The 20,183-nt window shown below is 46.2% G+C and carries 15 protein-coding genes; 11 read left to right on the top strand and 4 right to left on the bottom strand.

The genetic code is table 11. The features are described 5' to 3' along the window. Positions 1 to 309 precede the first annotated feature (309 nt). The 8 genes from QUA99_RS17065 to QUA99_RS17030 all read left to right on the top strand — a co-directional run bounded on the left by QUA99_RS17065 (position 310) and on the right by QUA99_RS17030 (position 9,820). A complete protein-coding gene (locus QUA99_RS17065; RefSeq protein ID WP_333238753.1) occupies positions 310 to 876 on the top strand; it encodes a photosystem I assembly protein Ycf4 in 567 nt (188 codons plus the stop codon). 317 nt (positions 877 to 1,193) lie between these two features. Beyond that, the gene (locus QUA99_RS17060; RefSeq protein ID WP_333343208.1) at positions 1,194 to 1,979 is read left to right on the top strand and encodes a peptidylprolyl isomerase; all 786 of its coding nucleotides are present in this window, start codon (positions 1,194 to 1,196) and stop codon (positions 1,977 to 1,979) included. A 455-nt stretch (positions 1,980 to 2,434) separates the two neighbouring features. Further along, a complete protein-coding gene (locus QUA99_RS17055) occupies positions 2,435 to 3,706 on the top strand; it encodes a beta-ketoacyl synthase N-terminal-like domain-containing protein (RefSeq protein ID WP_333238749.1) in 1,272 nt (423 codons plus the stop codon). 340 nt (positions 3,707 to 4,046) lie between these two features. Beyond that, the gene (locus tag QUA99_RS17050) at positions 4,047 to 5,141 is read left to right on the top strand and encodes an ATP-binding protein (protein ID WP_333238747.1); all 1,095 of its coding nucleotides are present in this window, start codon (positions 4,047 to 4,049) and stop codon (positions 5,139 to 5,141) included. Between the two features lie 571 nt (positions 5,142 to 5,712). After that, positions 5,713 to 7,590 (top strand): DNA mismatch repair endonuclease MutL, encoded by a 1,878-nt coding sequence (gene mutL, locus QUA99_RS17045; protein ID WP_333238745.1) that lies wholly within the window; start codon positions 5,713 to 5,715, stop codon positions 7,588 to 7,590. Between the two features lie 238 nt (positions 7,591 to 7,828). Continuing rightward, positions 7,829 to 8,011, top strand: a complete 183-nt coding sequence (locus QUA99_RS17040) for a hypothetical protein (protein ID WP_333343207.1) — start codon at positions 7,829 to 7,831, stop codon at positions 8,009 to 8,011. A 5-nt stretch (positions 8,012 to 8,016) separates the two neighbouring features. After that, complete coding sequence (locus tag QUA99_RS17035; protein ID WP_333238741.1) at positions 8,017 to 8,841, top strand: transglutaminase-like domain-containing protein; 825 nt, start codon at positions 8,017 to 8,019, stop codon at positions 8,839 to 8,841. Positions 8,842 to 9,130: 289 nt separating this feature from the next. After that, positions 9,131 to 9,820, top strand: a complete 690-nt coding sequence (locus QUA99_RS17030) for an alpha/beta hydrolase (protein ID WP_333238739.1) — start codon at positions 9,131 to 9,133, stop codon at positions 9,818 to 9,820. A gap of 205 nt (positions 9,821 to 10,025) precedes the next feature. Here the strand turns inward: QUA99_RS17030 and QUA99_RS17025 are convergent, their stop codons facing one another. Continuing rightward, a complete protein-coding gene (locus QUA99_RS17025) occupies positions 10,026 to 10,487 on the bottom strand; it encodes an SRPBCC family protein (RefSeq protein WP_333238737.1) in 462 nt (153 codons plus the stop codon). A 147-nt stretch (positions 10,488 to 10,634) separates the two neighbouring features. Between QUA99_RS17025 and QUA99_RS17020 the strand changes: the two genes are divergently transcribed. The 3 genes from QUA99_RS17020 (at position 10,635) to QUA99_RS17010 (ending at position 14,383) form a co-directional block, all read left to right on the top strand. Further along, positions 10,635 to 11,681, top strand: coding sequence for a transposase (locus tag QUA99_RS17020; protein ID WP_333238735.1), 1,047 nt, complete (start codon positions 10,635 to 10,637; stop codon positions 11,679 to 11,681). Positions 11,682 to 11,816: 135 nt separating this feature from the next. Beyond that, a complete protein-coding gene (locus tag QUA99_RS17015; RefSeq protein ID WP_333238733.1) occupies positions 11,817 to 13,493 on the top strand; it encodes a mechanosensitive ion channel in 1,677 nt (558 codons plus the stop codon). 104 nt (positions 13,494 to 13,597) lie between these two features. Beyond that, positions 13,598 to 14,383, top strand: coding sequence for a Uma2 family endonuclease (locus tag QUA99_RS17010; RefSeq protein ID WP_333238731.1), 786 nt, complete (start codon positions 13,598 to 13,600; stop codon positions 14,381 to 14,383). Positions 14,384 to 14,450: 67 nt separating this feature from the next. On the opposite strand, the gene QUA99_RS17005 is transcribed toward QUA99_RS17010, so the two are convergent. The 3 genes from QUA99_RS17005 to QUA99_RS16995 all read right to left on the bottom strand — a co-directional run bounded on the left by QUA99_RS17005 (position 14,451) and on the right by QUA99_RS16995 (position 20,077). Next, positions 14,451 to 17,093 carry a polynucleotide kinase-phosphatase gene (locus QUA99_RS17005; protein ID WP_333238729.1) on the bottom strand — a complete coding sequence of 881 codons (2,643 nt, stop codon included), beginning with the start codon at positions 17,091 to 17,093 and terminating at the stop codon, positions 14,451 to 14,453. Positions 17,094 to 17,599: 506 nt separating this feature from the next. Then, positions 17,600 to 18,508 (bottom strand): leucine-rich repeat domain-containing protein, encoded by a 909-nt coding sequence (locus QUA99_RS17000; RefSeq protein ID WP_333238727.1) that lies wholly within the window; start codon positions 18,506 to 18,508, stop codon positions 17,600 to 17,602. A gap of 174 nt (positions 18,509 to 18,682) precedes the next feature. Then, positions 18,683 to 20,077 carry a 3' terminal RNA ribose 2'-O-methyltransferase Hen1 gene (locus QUA99_RS16995; RefSeq protein ID WP_333238725.1) on the bottom strand — a complete coding sequence of 465 codons (1,395 nt, stop codon included), beginning with the start codon at positions 20,075 to 20,077 and terminating at the stop codon, positions 18,683 to 18,685. Positions 20,078 to 20,183 lie beyond the last annotated feature (106 nt).

Here is a 20,183-nt window from a genome sequence, read left to right as displayed (position 1 = left end):
GGATGCCAGACCAGCCTACGAAGACGAAGCGATCGCGTTTGAGCCAGTCGTCGAGTACATCAAAGATGCCTCTTTCGGTCTGGGCGCGTCCGACTGCGATTGTCATTGGGGTAAAATCCTTTTGCTTGTTAAAAGACCAAGGTTTCTAATTAAAGTTAACATAACTATATATTAGAAGTTCATAATTTTTCAACATAATTAGCAGGAGTTGATACACAATGCCGATCGGTCGATCGCGATCTCGGAGGCGAAGCGTGACGCTCGGTGGGCTAATTGAATTAAGATTTGGCTTTAAGGCTGTTTAATTTTATGACTGCAAAAACAATGACCTCGATCGATCCTGTCCTGCGCTACCCGGTTTTGGGCTCCCGCCGCTTCAGCAATTACTGGTGGGCGACGGTGGTCAGCATTGGAGGGACTGGTTTCCTGCTGTCGGGCATTTCCAGCTACTTGCACGTTAACCTGCTGCCTTTTTCTGACCCGACTCAGCTCATTTTCATCCCCCAAGGGATTGCGATGAGTTTCTACGGTGTCTGCGGCGTGCTGTTGGCGCTTTACCTGTGGCTGACTATTCTCTGGGATGTCGGTGGCGGTTACAACGAGTTCGATCGACAAACTGGTAACATTCGGATCTTTCGCTGGGGTTTTCCCGGCAAAAACCGCAAAGTTGATTTTACTTGCAAGACATCGGACGTGCAATCTGTGCGGGTGGACATTAAAGAAGGTCTCAGTCCCCGCCGCAGTATTTATCTTAAGCTCAAAGACCGCCGTCAGTTTCCCCTGACTAGAGTCGGACAGCCGATTGCTTTGTCGGAAGTGGAAAATCAAGCGGCCGAATTGGCTCGATTTTTGCAAGTTCCCCTAGAAGGACTTTAGGGATTTTCGATTTTCGATTTTCGATTTTCGATTGGTAATGTCTAGTAGGGTGCGCCGGGCCGCGCACCTTACCTACCTGGTAAGTGAAAACGATCGATCTGCGAGTCAGCCCGTTACCAATTTTTGAATCTATCAATTAACAATACTTCCGACAGTTTTTGATAGCCAACCCTAGAATAAGGCGTTCAAGGATCTGCGGCAAGTTCGCTACCAAAGGAAAATCGCGGGTTTCAAACGCTCGATCTAAAAACCGTCCGGACTATTGAATTAAAATCTTTAGTTGCAAAGTCCGTAATTGACTCAAAGTGAAAATACAAATGCAAATGCAAATCAAAATTCAGCGGTGGTTGTTCTCAATTTTAATAATTGGCGCGTTGTTTGTTGGGGGATGCGGTAGTTCCCCTGTGGCAAACTCGACTCCGACATCGAATCCGGTGTCGGGTGAAAATATTTCTTTGTCTCCGTCTCCTTCTCCTGCTGCTGTAGCGGCGAGTTCGCAATTTAGCAATTTGCCACGATTGGAAGGAAAAGCAACGGTGGTGATGACGGTAAAAGGTGCTCCAATTACGATCGAACTCGACGGCACAAATGCGCCAATTACTGCGGGCAATTTTGTCGATTTGGTTCAGAAAGGTGTGTACGACGGATTGGTTTTTCACCGAGTCGTCCGGGAACCTCAGCCTTTTGTAGTTCAGGGCGGCGACCCCCAGGGCAAAGACCCTAAATTTCCTACAGCGCGACTGGGAACTGGGGGTTTTATTGACCCAAAAACGTCTCAGGAACGCAGGATTCCTCTGGAAATTAAAGCTAAAGGTGCTGCAAACCCTACTTACAGCCAAACGTTAGAACAAGCTGGGGTTAAGGAGAAACCCGTGTTGATGCACAGTCGCGGGGCGGTGGCTATGGCTCGATCGCAGAGTCCTGATTCGGCTTCTTCTCAGTTTTACTTTACTTTGACGGATGTACCGTTTTTGGACGGCAGCTATGCGGTTTTTGGGTACGTCAAGCAAGGCATGGATGTGATTGATAAGATTGAAGCGGGCGATCGCATTGACAAGGCTACTGTGACTCAAGGTTTGGAAAATTTTAAGGCTGCTAGCTAAAGGTAGTAAAGCTATTTTGGATTTGAGATTTGGGATTTTGGATTTGAGATTTGGGATTTTTCCCGCGGTCGCAATCTGATGCTTGTGAATTTGGATTTGAGAGAATAGACCTCTTGCAAAAATAGCTGGGACGGGCTCTCCGGCCCGTCCCACAAAAAGTTTTTTCTCTTGTGGGATGGGCCGGAGAGCCCGTCCGAAAATTTGATCGAAAGGACTTTTGCAAGAAGTCTAATGAAATTGGATTTGAGATTATCCCTTTTTAATCCAAAATCTCAAATCGTCGGGTCTGATGCTTATTTTAATCATTCCTGGACGTAAAAACCCGTTCTCTGCACGTAATTTGATCGTATACGCTCGAACGTGACAACGATCGAGCGGGTTTTTTTTGTTAGCGTGCGTCCAGGAATGTTAATCCAAAATCTAAAATCTACAATCTAAAATCTAAAATCGGCTTTATGGATGTTGTTGTTACTGGAATTGGTCTTGTTTCGGCTTTAGGCACTCTGAAAACAAGCTGGAAAAGACTGCTTTCTGGAGAGTCGGGAATCGATCGGCATCAACCTTTTTTAGAACTTGAAGCGCGACATTTGGCTTTAATTGGTACAAAACCAGCAGGCTTAATAACTTTAACTCGGCAGGTTTTGGCAGATGCTTTGAAAGATGCTAATTTGACTTTGCCTTTGCCTGATTGCGGGATTGCGATCGGTTCTAGCCGCGGCTTCCAGGCAAATTTGGAACTGTTGGCAAGCCAAGGAAGTTCGGCAACGAGCACTGTACAAGATGTAACGGATGTCAGGAAGAAGGAAGAGGGAAGAAGGAAGAAGGAAGAGGAAAGAGAATTCTCAGTTACCGATGCCCAATGCCCAATGCCCAATGCCCAATGCCCGATGCCCAATGCCCAATGCCCAATGCCCAATTCTCAATTCGTGAATTTTTTGCCTCACATGGGGGCGATCGCAGCGGCGAGGGCAATTGGTTCGACGGGGCCGGTACTGGCACCGATGGCTGCTTGTGCGACGGGCCTACAGTCGATCGCCCGCGCTGTTGATTTAATCCGCACCGGTGAGTGTCAGCGGGCGATCGCAGGTGCTGTGGAAGCGCCTATCACACCGCTGACTCTGGCTGGATTCAGCCGGATGGGTGCTTTGGCAAACACTGGGTGCTATCCGTTTGACGAAAATCGGGAAGGGTTTGTGCTCGGTGAAGGCGGGGCTTTATTTGTATTAGAATCCGCCCAGTTGGCAAGGCGTCGCGGCGCTAAAATCTACGGTCGAATTTCCGGTTTTGGCTTGACAAATGATGCTTGCCATGCCACCGCCCCGGAGCTGGGGGGGAAAAGTGCGATCGCGGCGGTAAATCAATGTTTGAAACGCAGTAATTTAGAGGCGGTTGATATAGATTTTATTCACGCTCACGGTACTGCAACTGAGTTAAATGACAGACACGAAGCACTGTTAGTTGAGAAGTTATTTCACCGAGGAGTTGCTGTTAGTTCGACTAAGGGAGCTACGGGTCATACTTTGGGAGCTTCGGGAGCTTTGGGCGCGGCTTTTTGTTTGATGAGTATTAAATATCAGATGTTGCCGCCTTGCGTTGGAATGAAAAAACCGGGGTTTGAATTAGATTTTGTTCGCTGTGCGCGATCAGCTATTGTCAGAAATGCGGTGTGTTTAAGTTTTGGCTTTGGCGGGCAGAATGCTGCGATCGTTTTATCGCGTGAGTGTTAATTTTTGCAAACTCGGTCGATCGGCATTTAAATTACACGATCTCTCTACAGTTAAAATCTTCGGAGGCAGCCCGGAGAACCCGCCCGCACATCCAATATAAATCTAAAAAATAGTACAATATTTATGTATTTTAGTCAATTAACTGAGAATTTTGGTGAGATTACTGCTGCTGCTATGCAAGAATCTGGCTCTGCATCCCGACCCAGATCCTTGCGTCCAAGCCTGGGATGTCAGAAAATAGAGACAGATTCAAGCAGCATTGTATTTTATTAACGCACCGATCCCGATCGGCCAAAATAGAAGAAAGAAACTGTTTAAATTAAGTCTCAGGTATTTTAACATGGATCTGGCATTTCATCGATTTATGTCTTATTTTGAACCAGAGCAAGCTGCTCACCTTTGCCAAATAGCTGTTTTGGAGAGTTTTGCTGAGGAAACGCTGGTTTTTGAAGAAGGAGAAACAGCGGATTTTTTATATCTAGTTTTAGAAGGTAAAGTCCAGTTTAGCAAGCGCATTGAAAACAATAAATATCAAACTGTTGCTGTCGCTAAGCCAGACGATTATTTTGGCGAACTCGGAGTTTTAGACGGAGAACCTCGCAGTGCTAGAGCTGTGGCAGTTGCCGGCTCGACTTTGGCCAAAATAGGCCGTGAAGAACTAATAACAACTCTCCAGTTTGCTAAAGGCAGTTCGGTACTGCAAATGTTTAGTTTCATTACTAAAAATTTACGGGATACCACGGATCAATATGTTAGCCAGTTGGTACACAAACAAAAAATGGTATTAGTAGGAGAAATGGTGAGCACAATTATTCACGATTTCAAAAGTCCTTTTACCGGAATTAAACTCTCCACAGAAATGCTCAAAGAAATGCACGAAGATGAGGAAACTCAGGAGTGGTGCGAACTTATTCAATTGCAGGTTCAGCGAATGCTGGGGATGGCTGAAGAAGTATTAGAATTTTCGCGCGGGAATTCTGTATTACATAAAAAACCAGTTAATCTAATTCAGACGTTGCTGCAGTTTGAAAAGTTGAACAGAGTTTATTGCGAAGCAGCAAAAGTAGATTTGGTAGTACGGGTGACAGAAGTCATAGTGGAAGCAGACGAAAATAAGATTTTGCGCGTTTTACAAAATTTAGTTGGGAATGCGGTTGAGGCTTTTGGCGGAAGAGGGGGTCGGGTGGAGATTGCGGTGACACAAAGTCAGGAGTGGGCAGAAATTAGCATTTACGATAACGGCCCTGGCATTCCGCCGACAATTAAAGAAAAGTTATTTGAACCGTTTGTGACTTATGGCAAGCGGACTGGTACCGGGTTGGGAACGGCGATTGTTAAGTCGATCGTTGAGGCTCACAAAGGGAAAATAACTTATGAGTCGGAGGACGAAAAAGGAACAACTTTTTACATCTACTTGCCAAAAATCAAAGCTTGAACAGATCGGCTTTAAGTAGGTAAGGAGATATATACTGAGGACTTTCTCACTCAGCCTCAGAGACTTGGTTGATGAGTAGATATCTTGCGATCGAACAATATTTTCAGTGCTGGATGCACTCGACAAAAAAACCCGCTTGATCGTTGTCACGTTCGATCTAAGATGACCACGAATTTCAAAGGTGATACCCGCCACGTGATTTATCCGTGGAATCAATCCCAAATCGAAAATCTCAAATCCTCAAGCCCCCGCATTTATCCCTGGGGTCAATCTAAAATCTAAAATCTAAAATCTAAAATCTAAAATCGATTGACCAAAATATGTGGAGAAACCGGGTTTTTGCGGTCAGAGATGATTTTTATCATAGTCCAGGACGCATACATACCAAAGAAACCGGGTTTTTACAAGTTTTCAAGGTCGGGATGCAGTATTTTTGCAATAAAAACCTGCTTCCTGACCGCCCGTGCGTCCAAGACTATCTAAGAAACCAGCTTTTAGAAGGTAAGTCCTAATACTGTGTAGCGATTGGTAGAATCAAGTAGAATTGAATTAATGAACTGCTAAAAATCTGATGCCAGTTACTATTCAAACCTTACCCACAGAAGTTATCAATTTAATTGCTGCCGGCGAAGTGATTGACTCGATCGCCGCTGCGGTACGAGAATTAGTTGAAAATTCTCTGGATGCTGGTGCAACTCGCATCGTTGTTTCTGTCTGGCCGGAACAGTGGCGGGTGCAAGTTGCAGATAATGGTACGGGAATGGATCTGGAAAATTTGCGACAGGCGGCTTCGCCTCACAGTACGAGCAAAATTACCACTGAAGCTGACCTTTACAAAATTGCTACTTTGGGATTTCGCGGAGAAGCTTTGCACAGTTTGTCTCAGTTGGGCTGTTTGGAGGTTTTGAGCCGATCGAATGATTTGGGATTGGGGGATTTTTCGGAAAATCGAGAGTCGGCACAAACCCCCGCCAAATCATCCTTTAACAAGGGGGGAATTGAAAATGCTCGATCGGGCTGGCGGGTGGTTTACAATAACGCGGGCGTTGCTGTGGAGGTGGAAACAGCGGCGATCGCTCCTGGTACGGTAGTGACTGTTGATAATTTGTTTGGCAATTGGCCTGTGCGCCGCAGTTTTTTGTCGCCCGCACAGCAAATGCGATCGATCCAATCAATCATTCAGCAAATTGCTATTTGTCACCCGCACGTTAATTGGCAGTTGCGTCAAGGAAACACGCCTTGTTTGCACGTAACTCCTGGTAGCACCGCAGAACACATTTTACCTCAATTTGTGCGCGGCGTGCGATCGAGCGATTTGCAGTATTTAAAGTTAGATTTGCCTGCCAGTCCTGCAAATAATAAAGCAGCAAATTTAGTGATTGAAACTCAACTTGTTGGCGCTACAGTTAAGCCTAATTACCAATTACCCGTTGCCAGTTCCCAATTCCCAATGCCTAATTCCCAGCGTTTGGAGTTAGTAATTGGTTTGCCCGATCGCTGTCACCGCAGGCGGCCGGATTGGGTGAAAGTTGGGGTGAACCGGCGAGTTGTGCGATCGCCCGAATTAGAGCAAACTATTCTCAGCGCCTTTGCCCGCACTTGTCCGCGCGATCGCTATCCAGTCTGTTTTGTTCACCTGCAAATCTCCCCCTCGGAAATCGATTGGAACCGCCACCCGGCTAAGGTGGAAATTTATCTGCACGATCCGAGTTTTTGGCAAGAACAAATTAGCGAGGCAATTGCTCGCGCTTTGCACCTGAATGATGAAGTTTTGCCGGCTGCCCCAATTCCCGATCGAGTGGGACAATTGCTGAAGGCATCCGAACAAAAAAGTGCTTACAGTGTCGGGATTTCGGCTAGGCAGAATGATGGCGGCGGTGAAGAGGAAAAAGCTAATCCAATAGGATTGATGGAATTGAGGGCGATCGCTCAAGTTCACAATACTTACATTGTTGCGGAACATTCCAGCGGAATGTGGTTGATAGAACAGCACATCGCTCACGAGCGCGTTTTGTACGAGCAATTGTGCGCCGCTTGGCAGCTAAAATGTCTAGAAAAACCCGTGATTCTCAGTCAGTTATCGGCGCTGCAAATTGAGAATTTATCCCGCTTGGGTTTGGAAGTAGAAAGTTTTGGCGAACAGCTATGGGCCGCCCGCGAAGTTCCTGAATTGTTAGCCGATCGAGATGACTGTGCGGATGCGCTTTTTGAACTCAGTAAAGTCCCAGATTTGCAAGCGGCTCAAGTTGCGACTGCTTGCCGCACTGCTATGAAAAACGGTACTCCTTTAAATCTTTTGCAAATGCAAAATTTGTTGGATGAATGGCAGCAAACTCGCAATCCGCGCACTTGTCCTCACGGCCGCCCTATCTATTTTGCTTTGGAAGAATCGACTTTGGCTCGGATTTTTCGCCGCAGTTGGGTGATTGGTAAAAGTCACGGGATTTGAAAGTTGATTTGACATCCGAGGGCGTTCACCTCAATCTGGCTCGATAGAAAAAAAATCGTGAAGCTTTATTAAAAATAGTGGCAGATTTAGAGGCAAAAACTTAGAGTATATTAAAATTTAAATAATTCACTGTTTTTAATATCTTTTGGGCAACAGGCAAGATGCCTGTTCCACAAGAAAAAGTACATATCTTACCCGAAAAAAATTAATTATACTACCAAAAGCTGCAACAGGCAAGATGCCTGTTCCACAAGAAAAAATGCCTGTATTACCAGAAAAAAGGTTAATTATACTACCAAAAATGTCGGTTTACCCGAATAATCTTTGTTGTGGAACAGGCATCTTGCCTGTTCGTTGTGGAACAGGCATCTTGCCTGTTCATGATATGGATTCAGAATGTAAATTAAAAATAAATCAATAATCAAGATGGATTTTCCGATCGCCCGACAACTCTTTTATCGAGAAATAAATCAGCCGGATGGCTCGATCGACCTGGCGAAAGCTGCTCTTTACATGGCTTTGGAAGAATACCCAAATTTAGAACCCGAGGAGTATCTCAACACTCTCGACACGATCGCAGATGAAGTGCGCGATCGCCTGCCGGCACAGAATTATCCGCTGCGGATCATTCAAACTATTAACGCCTATTTATACGGGGAGTTGCAGTTTGCGGGCAACGATGCTGATTATTACGACCCCCGCAATAGTTTTTTGAATGAAGTGATCGATCGGCGTACTGGCATTCCGATCTCTTTATCTTTGGTTTATTTGGAAGTTGCTAAGCGCATTGATTTTCCGATGGTGGGAATTGGGATGCCGGGACATTTTTTAATTAGACCGGATTTTGAAGAAGCTGGTATTTTTGTTGATGCGTTTAACGGCGGCGAGATATTATTTCCAGAAGATTGTCAAGCCAGACTTTCTCAAATTTACGGTCAACCTATGGAGTTGCAGCCGACTTTTCTCGCCCCGGTAAGTCGCCGGCATTTTTTGGGGCGAATGCTGGGAAATCTGAAGGCGATTTACTTGCAGCAGCGAGATGCAGTGAGGGTACTCTTGGCACTCGAACGGATTTTGCTGCTGTTTCCCGATGCGGTGGGGGAACGGCGCGATCGCGGAATTCTCTACTATCAAGTTGGTCGCTTGACTGAGGCGCGCCACGATTTGGAACTATACCTGAGAAATGCTCCGAATGCTGCTGATGCTGCTACAATTCGCCAATTGCTCGATTGGCTCGATCTGGATCTTTGAACTTAAATTCGCTATATGTCGCACACTATAATACGTGAAAGCGACACTCAATCAACTGCTGTCCGACGACCAAATCTCGCTTTTATAAGTTTTGCAAAGCTCTATCAAATTATCGCCCCTGTGCCATTAACATATAAGCGATCGATTGACACCTATCTTTTGATAGGTTAAATTTGCTTGACATGACTGTAAAATCATAGGTCATTTACGCAAATCCCGAGTCCACTTTCCCGACTGATACCCGCACAGACGATCGAAAAAGTATTTTGACCTAAAGAGGCACAAACTCATGAACTTTCAGTTTCAACAAGGTTATCTCAACGGAATGCAACCGCTGTCAGCCCATTTAGCTAAAAGAATGTCAAAGTCTTTATCATTAGGTTTGGCGCTTTTGCTGGGAACAAGTGCAGTATTCCTCAGCAGCGGCAAAGCCTTTGCATTAGACAATGTTACCGTAAAATACGGTGCTGTTGACGTAACACTACCGATGAGCGACTTGCAAAGCTTTGTACAAACTGGCAAAGCTTCCTCTCAACTGCAAAGCGTTCTGAGTCTGGCGAAACAAACTCCCGAATCGGTGCGCGAAATATTAACGCGAGAAGTGCCTTTAGATTCCCAATTAGTAGCGCGGCTGGCAAGCACTTATTTTGGGGAAATTGTTTTCAAACAATTGGGCGAGGTTGCTTATACGCCGGCAACTCGGACTCAAAGCGCGCCGGCACTTCGCGATGCTTTAGTCGCAGCTTCCAAAGATGGCAAAATATCACTGATAGAAGTGATGCAAAATTACACCCCTCCGGCTTTAGAAGTTGACGGGAATCAAGCTATGGCTATCTACGATCGAGTGATTAAAGACGTGCAAGATTTGCAAGCTTTGTATCAGAATTCCCCGGCTTTGCAAAATACGGCCAACCAAGCCGTGAATTCGGCGAGAGAAATGATTTGTCAGCCCAATCCATCTGGAATGCGAAGTAAATAACTGAAGTTGCAGGGAATTATTGGGAATTGGGAATTGGGAAGTGGTGCTTTTTTTCTTATTAGCTGTAGGACTTGTGCACGAGTGTTTAGAAACCGGGTTTTTTTACGAAAAGTGTAGACCGTAGATCGGGTAAAAAACCCGGTTTTTAGACCGCGATGCGTAAGTCCTGAGCTCTTAGTTTTTAGATCTTACTGATTACCAATTATCAATTACCCATTTTTTGAGATAATTGCTCGGCTACCCGTTTGAGTCTGCGGAGTTGGTCTTTCATATCTTTCTGCGTCCAAGGGGCTGCAAAGCGATTGAAACCAAATCTAATTAAAGGATTGGGAATTTGAAATTCAAAGCGGTTAATCAAGAGAGTTCCTTGGATTTGAGGCTGGCATTCCCAACGATCGCATCCTTTGAAAAATCCGTCAAACCCCCACACAATTAAACCGGGTTGTCGCTCCAACACAACACTCTCTAAAGTGGGTTGCAAAACCGGAATTTTTATGATAAATAAGCTGCGACTTCCTACAGCAGTATCCCATTCGCCCTGGGGATCGCAACGCAGCAGGGGATTGAGCCACTTGTGCATTAAAGTGCGATCGACTATACACTGCTCCACCAGAGTAGCCGCAGCGCTAATTTCAATGGATTGCTCGAAAACTTGACGAATTGACATGAGAACCTGCAACAAGGAGGGTATTACAAAACTTTGCTTACTTTATAGTCATTTATTTACTTGTGCTGTCAATTTTTCCAGAAATTAAAAGATTGACACACTCATAAATACAGTGTATCATCTTGAATTAAAGTATATATACCAATTATGCAGCTAGTCGCAAGGCACGTCATTAAACCAAATCATAGGTTTTATCGAGAAGCCGATCGACTGTCTTGGCTGTGCAAAAACCTTTACAACAGCGCTAACTACATCTACCGTCAAAACATTTTCGCCAGCCAACAAACAAACGCTCTGGCTGTCGATCGCGCATTCAAAACAAGTCCTGATTACAAAGCACTGCCCGCAAAAGTACCACAAAGCACGATCGGCTTAGTCCTCAAAGCATGGACTAGCTATTATCTAGCGGTGCGAAACTATCAGGAAAACCCAACTAAATTTAAAGCAGCAACGCAAATCCCTCCTTATAAAGGTTCAAGAGAGCGAAAAACAGAGGACGGGCGCTTTGTATTTGTATTTAATTGTCAAGCTGTCAGCAAAAGATCCTTAAAAAAAGGATATGCTCGCCCCTCTGGAGCTAATATTTGGTTGCCCTCAAAAGTCACCTCGATTCTGGAAATCCGGATTGTTTCAAAAGTAGGTTGTTATGTTGTCGAGGTGTTCTGTGAAAAGTTAGAACAGCCTTTACAAGTTAATCAAAGAGTATCCGAAGCACTAAAATCATTGCTGCCTGCAGCGCAAAAAAAAAGTAAAAAACTCGCCAGATTGTGGCACAAGCGTAACTGTAAAGTGGATTACTATCTCCACACGACGAGTGCCACAATTATTAAAGAACTCGTCAATCATCAAATCGGCTTGCTGGTTAGAGGCTGGAACCAGGATTTTAATGATGGGATTAATACTGGTAAGATGAGAAATCAAAATTTTGCCTGTATTCCCCATCGCCGGTTGCTGCAAATGTTGCAGTACAAAGGACAAGTTGCGGTAATTCAAGTTGTGTTAGTTGAGGAAAGTTACACATCCAAATGTTCAGCCTTGGATTGGGAACCAATTCAACAACATTCCGACTACATTGCCAGTAGGGTAAAAAGAGGATTGTTCAGAACCCCAACTGGACGGTTCATAAATGCCGATGTAAACGGTTCTTTGAATATTGGCCCAAAAGCAGTCGGAGATGGGTCGATCCCAAATTAGATAGAGGGTTTTGTAGTTAACCCAGTACGATTAAAAGTGTACAAACATTAAGTTTAGGCGATGTCTAGATTTTTTGGAACTATTATTAAAGTTTCGTCTTCTCCTTGTCAAATCTGACGTTAACCTGAGAAAAAAATGAATGAAACTTGGCAAGAAATAACTCAACCGATATCGGGCCCCATAGCGGCTTTGTCCGATCGCATTTTGGCCCAGGCCCAGCCCGGGAATCCGCTGACAGATGCCGAACGCGGAATTAACAATTTCCTTCAGGGATCGAACATTGAAAATCTCATCTGGGCCGTCGGTATCCTGCTAGTTGGCTTGATAGTATCAGCCCTCGTCTCATCTTTAGTGGGGGGATTGCTCAAGAAGACTACGCTGGACAATCGGCTGGCTGCTTGGATTACAGGCCGCCCTGAAGGAGCTGGAGCCCCGCAAGTGGAAAAATGGATTTCCGCAGCGGTGTTCTGGATCATTTTTGTCTTTTTCCTAATTGCCTTTTTCAACCGCCTGAATCTAACGGCTGTCTCGCAACCCCTCAATACTTTTCTCAATCAAATTACCGGTTTCTTGCCGAAGTTAGCCGGCGCGCTAATTTGGTTGGGGATTGCTTGGGTGTTGGCAACTGTAGCCAAAATGGCCGTATCGCGGGCGATGCGGGCTTTTAGCGTGGACGAGCGCTTGAATCAGGAGGTGGGAACTGCGCCCAGCGAGCGCCCTTTGCTGCTGAGCGATACTGTGGCGAATGCGCTGTACTGGTTCATTTTTCTGCTGTTTTTGCCGCTGATTTTAGACTCGCTGGAAATGCAGCAGGCTCTGCTGCCGGTTAATAATTTACTCAACCAAATTCTGGCGGCAATTCCGAAAATTCTGGAAGCTGTGCTGATTGGGTTTGTCGGCTGGCTGCTGGCTATGGTGGTGCGGCGGATTGTCACAAATCTGTTGGCTGCTGCTGGGGCAGACAGTTTGGGCGCTCGCTTTGGAATTTCGCGGACTTCGGGCGGACAATCAGTGTCGTGGATTGTCGGGACGATCGTCTATGTTTTAATTTTGATTCCAACCGCGATCGCAGCTCTCAACGCTTTGGACATTCAGGCGATTTCCCAGCCTGCAGTCGCGATGCTCAACGACATTTTGACAGCGGTTCCCAAAATCTTCACGGCAGCGCTAATTCTGGTGCTTGCTTACATTTTGGGGCGCTGGGTAGGCGATTTGGTTACTAATATCCTGACGGGAATTGGCTTTAACAATGTCTTTTCTTGGTTGGGAGTGCAGCCACCGAAACAGCCGCTGAGGCTACCGCGGAGTTCGATCGATCCGGAGGCAACAATACTTCAGGAACCCGAACTTCCGGCCCGCACGCCTTCGGAATTTGTCGGCATTGTGGTGCAGGTGACGATCGTTCTGTTTGCTGTGGTGGCCGCTACCGACGTGCTGCAGATTCCAGCGCTGACGGCGATTGTTAGCGGTATTGTGCTGGTTGCAGGCCGGGTGCTAGCCGGTTTGGTGGTATTTGCGATCGGCTTGTATTTGGCAAATCTGGCGTTTAGTTTGATTGCCAGTTCTGGAACTCGCCAAGCGCGGCTTTTGGGCCAAACGGCTCGGATCGCGATTATTGCTTTTGTTGGGGCCTTGGCGCTGCAACAAATGGGCATTGGCAGCGATATTGTGAATTTGGCTTTCGGGCTGCTGCTCGGGGCGATCGCAGTTGGCATTGCTCTAGCTTTTGGTTTGGGCGGGCGCGAGATTGCGGCCGACCAAATTCGCGAATGGTTAGCGTCGTTTAAACAAGATAAGACGCCGCGTTTGTAACTCTATAAAAAGGCGTTTGTACTTGACAAACGCCTTTTTTTTATAAAAAATTTAATCGCTTGTCGGCTAAAATAAAAATAATCAGAATTGAGGAAAATTAAACTGTGAAAGTTTTCACTCAAATCGAACAAGAAGAAATAGAATATCCCAGCAGCGACGGAGAACCGATGGCGGAAAGCGACATCACGCGCGATTACATGACTTACAGCGTGGAAGCTCTGAAGCTGTACTTTCAAGGTCGATCGGATGTATACGTGTCAGCAAATTCTTTCGTCTATTACGAAGAAGGCAACAAAGCAGCAGTAGTTGCTCCCGATATTTATGCAGTATTCGGAGTCCGAAAACGCCAAAGAGATAACTACAAAGTTTGGCAAGAAGGCGGAATAACTCCGCAGTTTGTCCTAGAAATAACATCGGCAACAACTCAAGATGTAGACCAAGAAACAAAACCAGAAACTTATCGAAATTTGGGGGTCAGGGAATACTTTCAGTACGATCCATCTGGGGATTATCTGAATCCGATATTGCAAGGAGTGCGTTTAGTCAACAACCACCAATACGAGCCGATTCCCGCCAATAATATCGCCTTCGATACGCTGTGGCTGTACAGCGAAGTATTGGGACTGGAATTGCACTTAGTCTCTGGAGAATTGAGGTTTAGAAATCCTCAAACAGGAGAGTTTCTCAAGACTTACCAGCAATCCGAACAAGAACGGCTGGCGGAACAACAAGCACGGCTGGCGGCGGAACAAGCACAAATGGCGGCGGAATCAGCTTTGCGATCGCTCATTTCTCACCTGTTAAATTCGGGAATGAATTTAGAACAAGTTGCACAAATGATGAATTTATCGACATTGGAAGTGCAGCGATTAGTAGGAGGAAATGAATGAGATCCCCGTAGGGACACGGCATTGCCGTGTCCCTACAAGGGCTAACTAAATCCGCCCCTACAATGACTTACAGCCTCGGATCGACAGGTTCGATCTCCATCGCTAAAACTCCGAAAACGCACTCGTGAACTCGTCTCAATGGAGCACCCGCAACAAATCTCTCCAATGCTTCTACACCCAGAGCAAACTCTCGCAACGCCAAAGAACGCTTGCCGGAAAGTCCGCGCGATCGCAGTTTTTCTAAATGTTCCGGCAAAGAATATTCCAGACCGTAAATAATTCGCAAATACTCTTTCCCGCGACATTTCACCGCAGGCTGTACGAGTCCTTTGCTATTTTTCACAATAAAATCCATTGGTTTAACAACCATTCCTTCGCCTCCCGCCGCCGTCAGTTTTTCCCACCATTGAATCCCTGCCAATTGGCTGTCAAAATCGGCAATTTCAACTATTTTGTATTCAGTAGCTAACAGAAATTCAGGGTCAGCTTTACAAATTTGTGAAATCTGTTCCATGTGCCAACAGTGATTTTTGTCAGTGTGAACAGTTCCCTCGGTTGCCAAGATGTGGAAAGGCGCTAATTTGAGGTCTAAGAGCGATTTCACAGGCCAGCAGTAGCGCTGATAGGCATGAACATAGCGATCGGCTAGTTCGGCTCGCTGTTGGTAGCTAGTCAGCAAAGAATTAATTTCAACTCCCCGCTGGTTTGCCTGTTCTAAGTTCTTAATCGCCTCCGCAAACCCGTGACGAGATGCTGTTCCCACGGCGGCGTATTGCTCTTTCAACAAACCTTGAGCTTTGGCTGACCAAGGCATTAATTCGCAGTCCAAACACACCCAATCGGTTTGAAATTTATCCCAAAAATTGCTCGCCGTGAGAGCGACATTTACCCGCGCTAAAAATTCTCTTTCTAAGGCAGAATTATCGAAAAAATGCCGTCCCGTGCGGGTGTAGCAAATGCCCGTACTCTCGCTGAGAATGCCAAAGCGGCGTAAAGCTGCCGGTGCGTCGCGGCAAACAATCGCAACTGCACGGGAACCCATGTGCTTTTCTTCGCACACAACTGTCGGTATGCCCTGCTGTTGGTAGTAGCTAAATGCTTCGGCTGGATGTTCTAAAAGTCCTGGTTCGTTGGAGGTAGCAGCGGGAGACATTGTGGGCGGCAAATAAATCAGCCATTTGGGATTGGCGGCAAACCGACTCATTACTTCTAGGGCTGCGATCGCATTTTCTTCTTTAATCGTAATGTTACGTTGCAGGCGAGTTGAAATAATGCGTTTTCCGAGTACGTCGCTAATGTCCAGTACGTCATCAAACTGCTGTTGGGCGGTGAGATTCCCTGCCGCCAAACCGCTATTGATAACGGGTGAATCCGTGTCTCTATTGTTAAGTGGAGTTTGGCTGTCTTGAAAGAGGATCGGTTTGGCAGGTTCGCAGTAAATTCTAGCAGCAGGAACGCTGACAAATTCTCTTTCGGGATACCGCAAAGCTGTTAGTTTGCCCCCGAAAACGCAGCCGGTGTCAATATCAACTGTATTGTTCAACCATTCTGTTTCGGGAACGGGGGTGTGTCCGTAAACAACTGCTGCCTGACCTCGATATTCGGCGGCCCAATTGTAGCGGACGGGCAAGCCGAATTCATCGATTTCGCCAGTTGTTTCTCCGTACAAGGCGAAATCTCGAATGAGGCGCGATGCGCGTCCCTGAAATTCAGCTTTCATCCCGGCGTGGGCGACGACTAATTTTCCGCCATCGAGGACGTAATGCCCGATCAAACTATCTAAAAATTGGCGAATTTCTCGTACTGCTGATTCGCGCAATTCATCGGGTAAAGCGGCAATTTCTGCTAAGGTTTGTTCGAGTCCGTGGTTAATTTTGACATTTTTGCCGTTGAGTTTTCGCAGCAGTTTGATGTCGTGATTTCCAGGTACGCACAAAGCTGTTTCTGCGAGTACCATGTTTCGCACGAGTTTGAGGGTGTCGAGAATGCGCGGGCCCCGATCGACCAAATCGCCCAAAAACACGGCTTTACGGCCCTCCGGGTGCGCGTAGGTGGGAAAATTCCCCAAATCGGATTCGCTGGATTTTTCGATAATTTGATAGCCCAACTGTTGCAGCAGTTGTTCCAATTCGTCGCAGCATCCGTGAACGTCGCCGATGATGTCAAAAGGGCCGCAGTCGCCTTTGCGATTGTTCCACAAAGGTTGTCTCTCGACTTCCACGGCCTCGATTTCCTCTGGGGAACGGAGGACGTAAACGTAGCGAAATCCTTCCCTATCTAGAGATTTGAGCGATCGCTTTAAATTCTGAACGTGGCGGCGAATTACATGATTTCCGAAATTGCGGTTTGGACGTTGTTGATTGCGATCGGCACACAATTTTTCTGGTAAATCTAGCACAATAGCAACCAAAAAGCAATGGTATTTTCGGGCTAATTCCACCAAAGATTTGCGGCTTTCCGGCTGAACGTTTGTGGCATCAATCACAGTTAGCTTACCCGCAGCCAGACGTTTAGCAGCGATTAAATGTAATACTTCAAAAGCATCCGCGGTGGCCGCTTGATTGTTTTCGTCGTCGGAAACCAGACCGCGGCAGTAATCTGATGAAATGATTTCTGTAGGTAGGAAATGTTGGCGGGCAAAGGTGGATTTGCCGGAACCGGATGCACCAATGAGAACGACTAGGGATAGTTCTGGGAAAGTAATTTTCATTGTTTAATAATATAGATTTTTTACTCGTTTACTCGTTACCAGGCTCTGCCTGGTAACGCATATCCAGAGGCTCTGCCTCGAATTCTCATCGAACCTCGCGAGGCAGAGCCTCTGGGCATCGGTTCCCAGGCACAGCCGGGGAACCAGTGAAGCCTCACGAAGTCCGATCGAAACCCCAGCCTCGCTTACATGGGCTAAGGGGCACAGCGACAGGAACCAGTTAAAATGCGATCGGCTAAATCACAATTACACTGAGTCCTACTCTGGGATCGCCATTTTTTCCATTCCAGCCAGATATCTTCATCTGCAAATTTTGCCCATATATGGTTTAAGTTTATATAGCAATGCCTCTACAGTGCGTTTAGCTTCTGCTGTTAGGCGATCTTTGGTGCGACACCAATCAATAAAGCGGGTGAAAGTTAATCGAGCGGGCTGGTCAGTCATTGGGATAGTCCTACTTTTCTTCAAATCAGCAGCTCGGAATTTTAATAATTGAGGGATGTGTTTTACCCTTTACAAAAATCCCATGCACATTGAGAATTCAAATGTATCAAGTTTGGCAAGGTTGTCAGAGGACTGATATCAGTAATTCGGTTGTAGCTAACGTTTAGATTCTTCAGCGTCGTGAGTTGAGCTATGGTTTCTAAAGAGCGATCGCCAATCCAATTTCTGGATACATCCAGAGATTGTAGTTGAGTCAAAGCTAGCAACGGACTAAAATCTGTCTGCTCTGTCAGGTGGCTTCCATCAAGGTTCAGATCGGTCAGATTTTTCAAGGTAGAGAGGGGAGATAAATCGGTGATGGGATTATCTGAGAGGTATAACACCCTTAACTCGGTCAAAGCAGCAACAGGACTCAGATCTGTAATGCTATTTTGACCGAGATCGAGTTCAGTGAGATTTGTGAAGTTGGCAAGGATCCTAATGTCGGACAGTTTGCCGTAGCTACGGTTCCTCCCATAGCCATCAAAATCCTCATAGCAGCCATTAAGATCCAGGCTGGTTAGCTGGGTAAATGATGCCAATGGACGCAGATCCGTAAGCTGGTAGGAATACCCGCGATCGCAATATTTATGAAGACTTAATTTTGTGCAGGCTAAAAAGATGCGTTCTTTAATCTCACTGTCTAGGGCTGTCCTGACTTCATCAGGTATCAAACTCCTTACATCCTCCAAAGGAAACTCGTCGTAGTAGTCGCTCAGATTTAACTCTTTGCAGGCTAAAAAGATGCGTTCTTTAATCTCACTCTTCAGTGCTGTCATGACTTGAGTAGGCATCCAACTCCAGACACAGTTCCATTCAACCAGTTCTATCAACGCCTCCACAGTGCGCTTAGCTTCTGCAGTTAGGCGATCTTTGACGCGACACCAATCAGCAAACGTCTTCAATTCGGACAGATCAACTTGGATAGTCATAAGATTAGCGATCGCAACTATTGATAACTAATCAGACCAGATGGCTAAGATTTCGCAATTTGACTCAACTGTTTTACATCTGGCGATGTCGTTCGATCGATTTTCAGGTTTCTACTACAAAAGCTTCGGGGTTTACTCGTTACCAGGATATTCCTGGGAACCAGTTAATAGATTTTACATCTCGAATATTGCCATTTGCGTAGGCGAACCTACTTCTAAATCTTCAGTTCCCACACAACGAAACTCTACCCCACAGCCAAACCGTTCGGCAACCCCATTCGCCCAAGTTTGAAACTGAGTTCTCGTCCACTCAAAGCGGTGATCCCGGTGGCGAAATTTGCCCGCTGGCAAGTTTTCAAACCGAACATTATATTCAATATTTGGAGTTGTGACGATCGCACTTTTGGGTCGGATAAATTCAAACAAAACCCGCTCGAAAGCAGCTAACCGTTCTAAATCCAGATGTTCGATCACTTCAATTACCGCCGCCGCATCAAAACCAGTCAAGCGGCTGTCCCGATAAATCAGCGAACTTTGAATTAGTTGAATGCGAGATTGCTGTGCGGGAGACAATCGATCTATCTGCAAACGTTCCCTGGCAATTTCCAAAGCCCGAAAGGACACATCGACGCCTGTAATTTGTTTGATCGAGCTTTCTTTCAAAAGCAGTTTCAGCAGTTTTCCCTCACCGCAGCCCAAATCTACCACTCGCTTAGCACCACTTTGCTTTAAAACCTCCGTCACAGCTTCCAAACGCTGTTGATTCAGACTAATTCGCTGTTCTAAAACTTCCTCTTCTTGCTGGTGAGAAACTTCGACAGAATCGAGGTCGATATCAGCTTCTTCTGCTAACTGCGCCACAGCAATTCGCATCAGACGGCGCTGGCGTTTCAGATAGCGATCGGCAATTTTTTCGCGGGCGGGATGCGCGTTCAACCAACCTTCGCCGTGACGCAATAACTTCTCGATTTCATCATCGCCCACCCAATAATGTTTGTCGTCATCCAACACGGGAATTAGCACGTAAAGATGGCTTAACAAATCCGCCAAGCGAACTGTATTTTGCAGTTCCACAGAAAAGTAAGGACTCGCGCCCCACTCGGGAAATTGTTCGTCAAGAATCAGGGGTTTTGCTGCGACTTGATAGCCAAGCGGCTCAAACATTTGCCGCAGGAACTTCTCGCCACCGCGACAGGGCAAAACCGCCAGATTAACTGTCAAAGGAAGGGGGGTTTCTGCGAGTTCTGGGCGGTCTTTGCAGCGACCGGATAGAGCTGTACTAAAGACTTTGGCGAGGGCGACAGACAGGAAGGAAGAGGCAACGTAGGGGCGATCGTTCACGTATTGTTCGAGGGGGCGATCGCCGGATTTCGACTTGCCGCGCACCAAACCAACCGGATCGACATCTAAGAGTAAAGCAGCCGTGCACCTTTCTGCATTTGCCTCTGGATAAAACACGCTGGCTTGCCCGAAAGTCATCGGAAAACATTGATGGCGATCGGGATGTTTGTGCAGCAAGTAACCCAAATCCGTAGCAGGGACGCGAGTTGTAGAGATGGTTAATAACATAATATTAGGAATTGGGCATCGGGCATCGGGCATCAGGCATCAGGCATCGGTAGTTCCTCACAAATAACAAAGAACAAATAACTACTCACGGTCGATAATTAATCCG

It is taken from the genome of Microcoleus sp. F10-B2, from assembly GCF_036704965.1.
Classification (GTDB): Bacteria; Cyanobacteriota; Cyanobacteriia; order Cyanobacteriales; family Microcoleaceae; genus Microcoleus.
The sequence above is the reverse complement of the archived record's forward strand: the minus strand, read 5'-3'. Positions and strand labels throughout refer to the sequence as shown.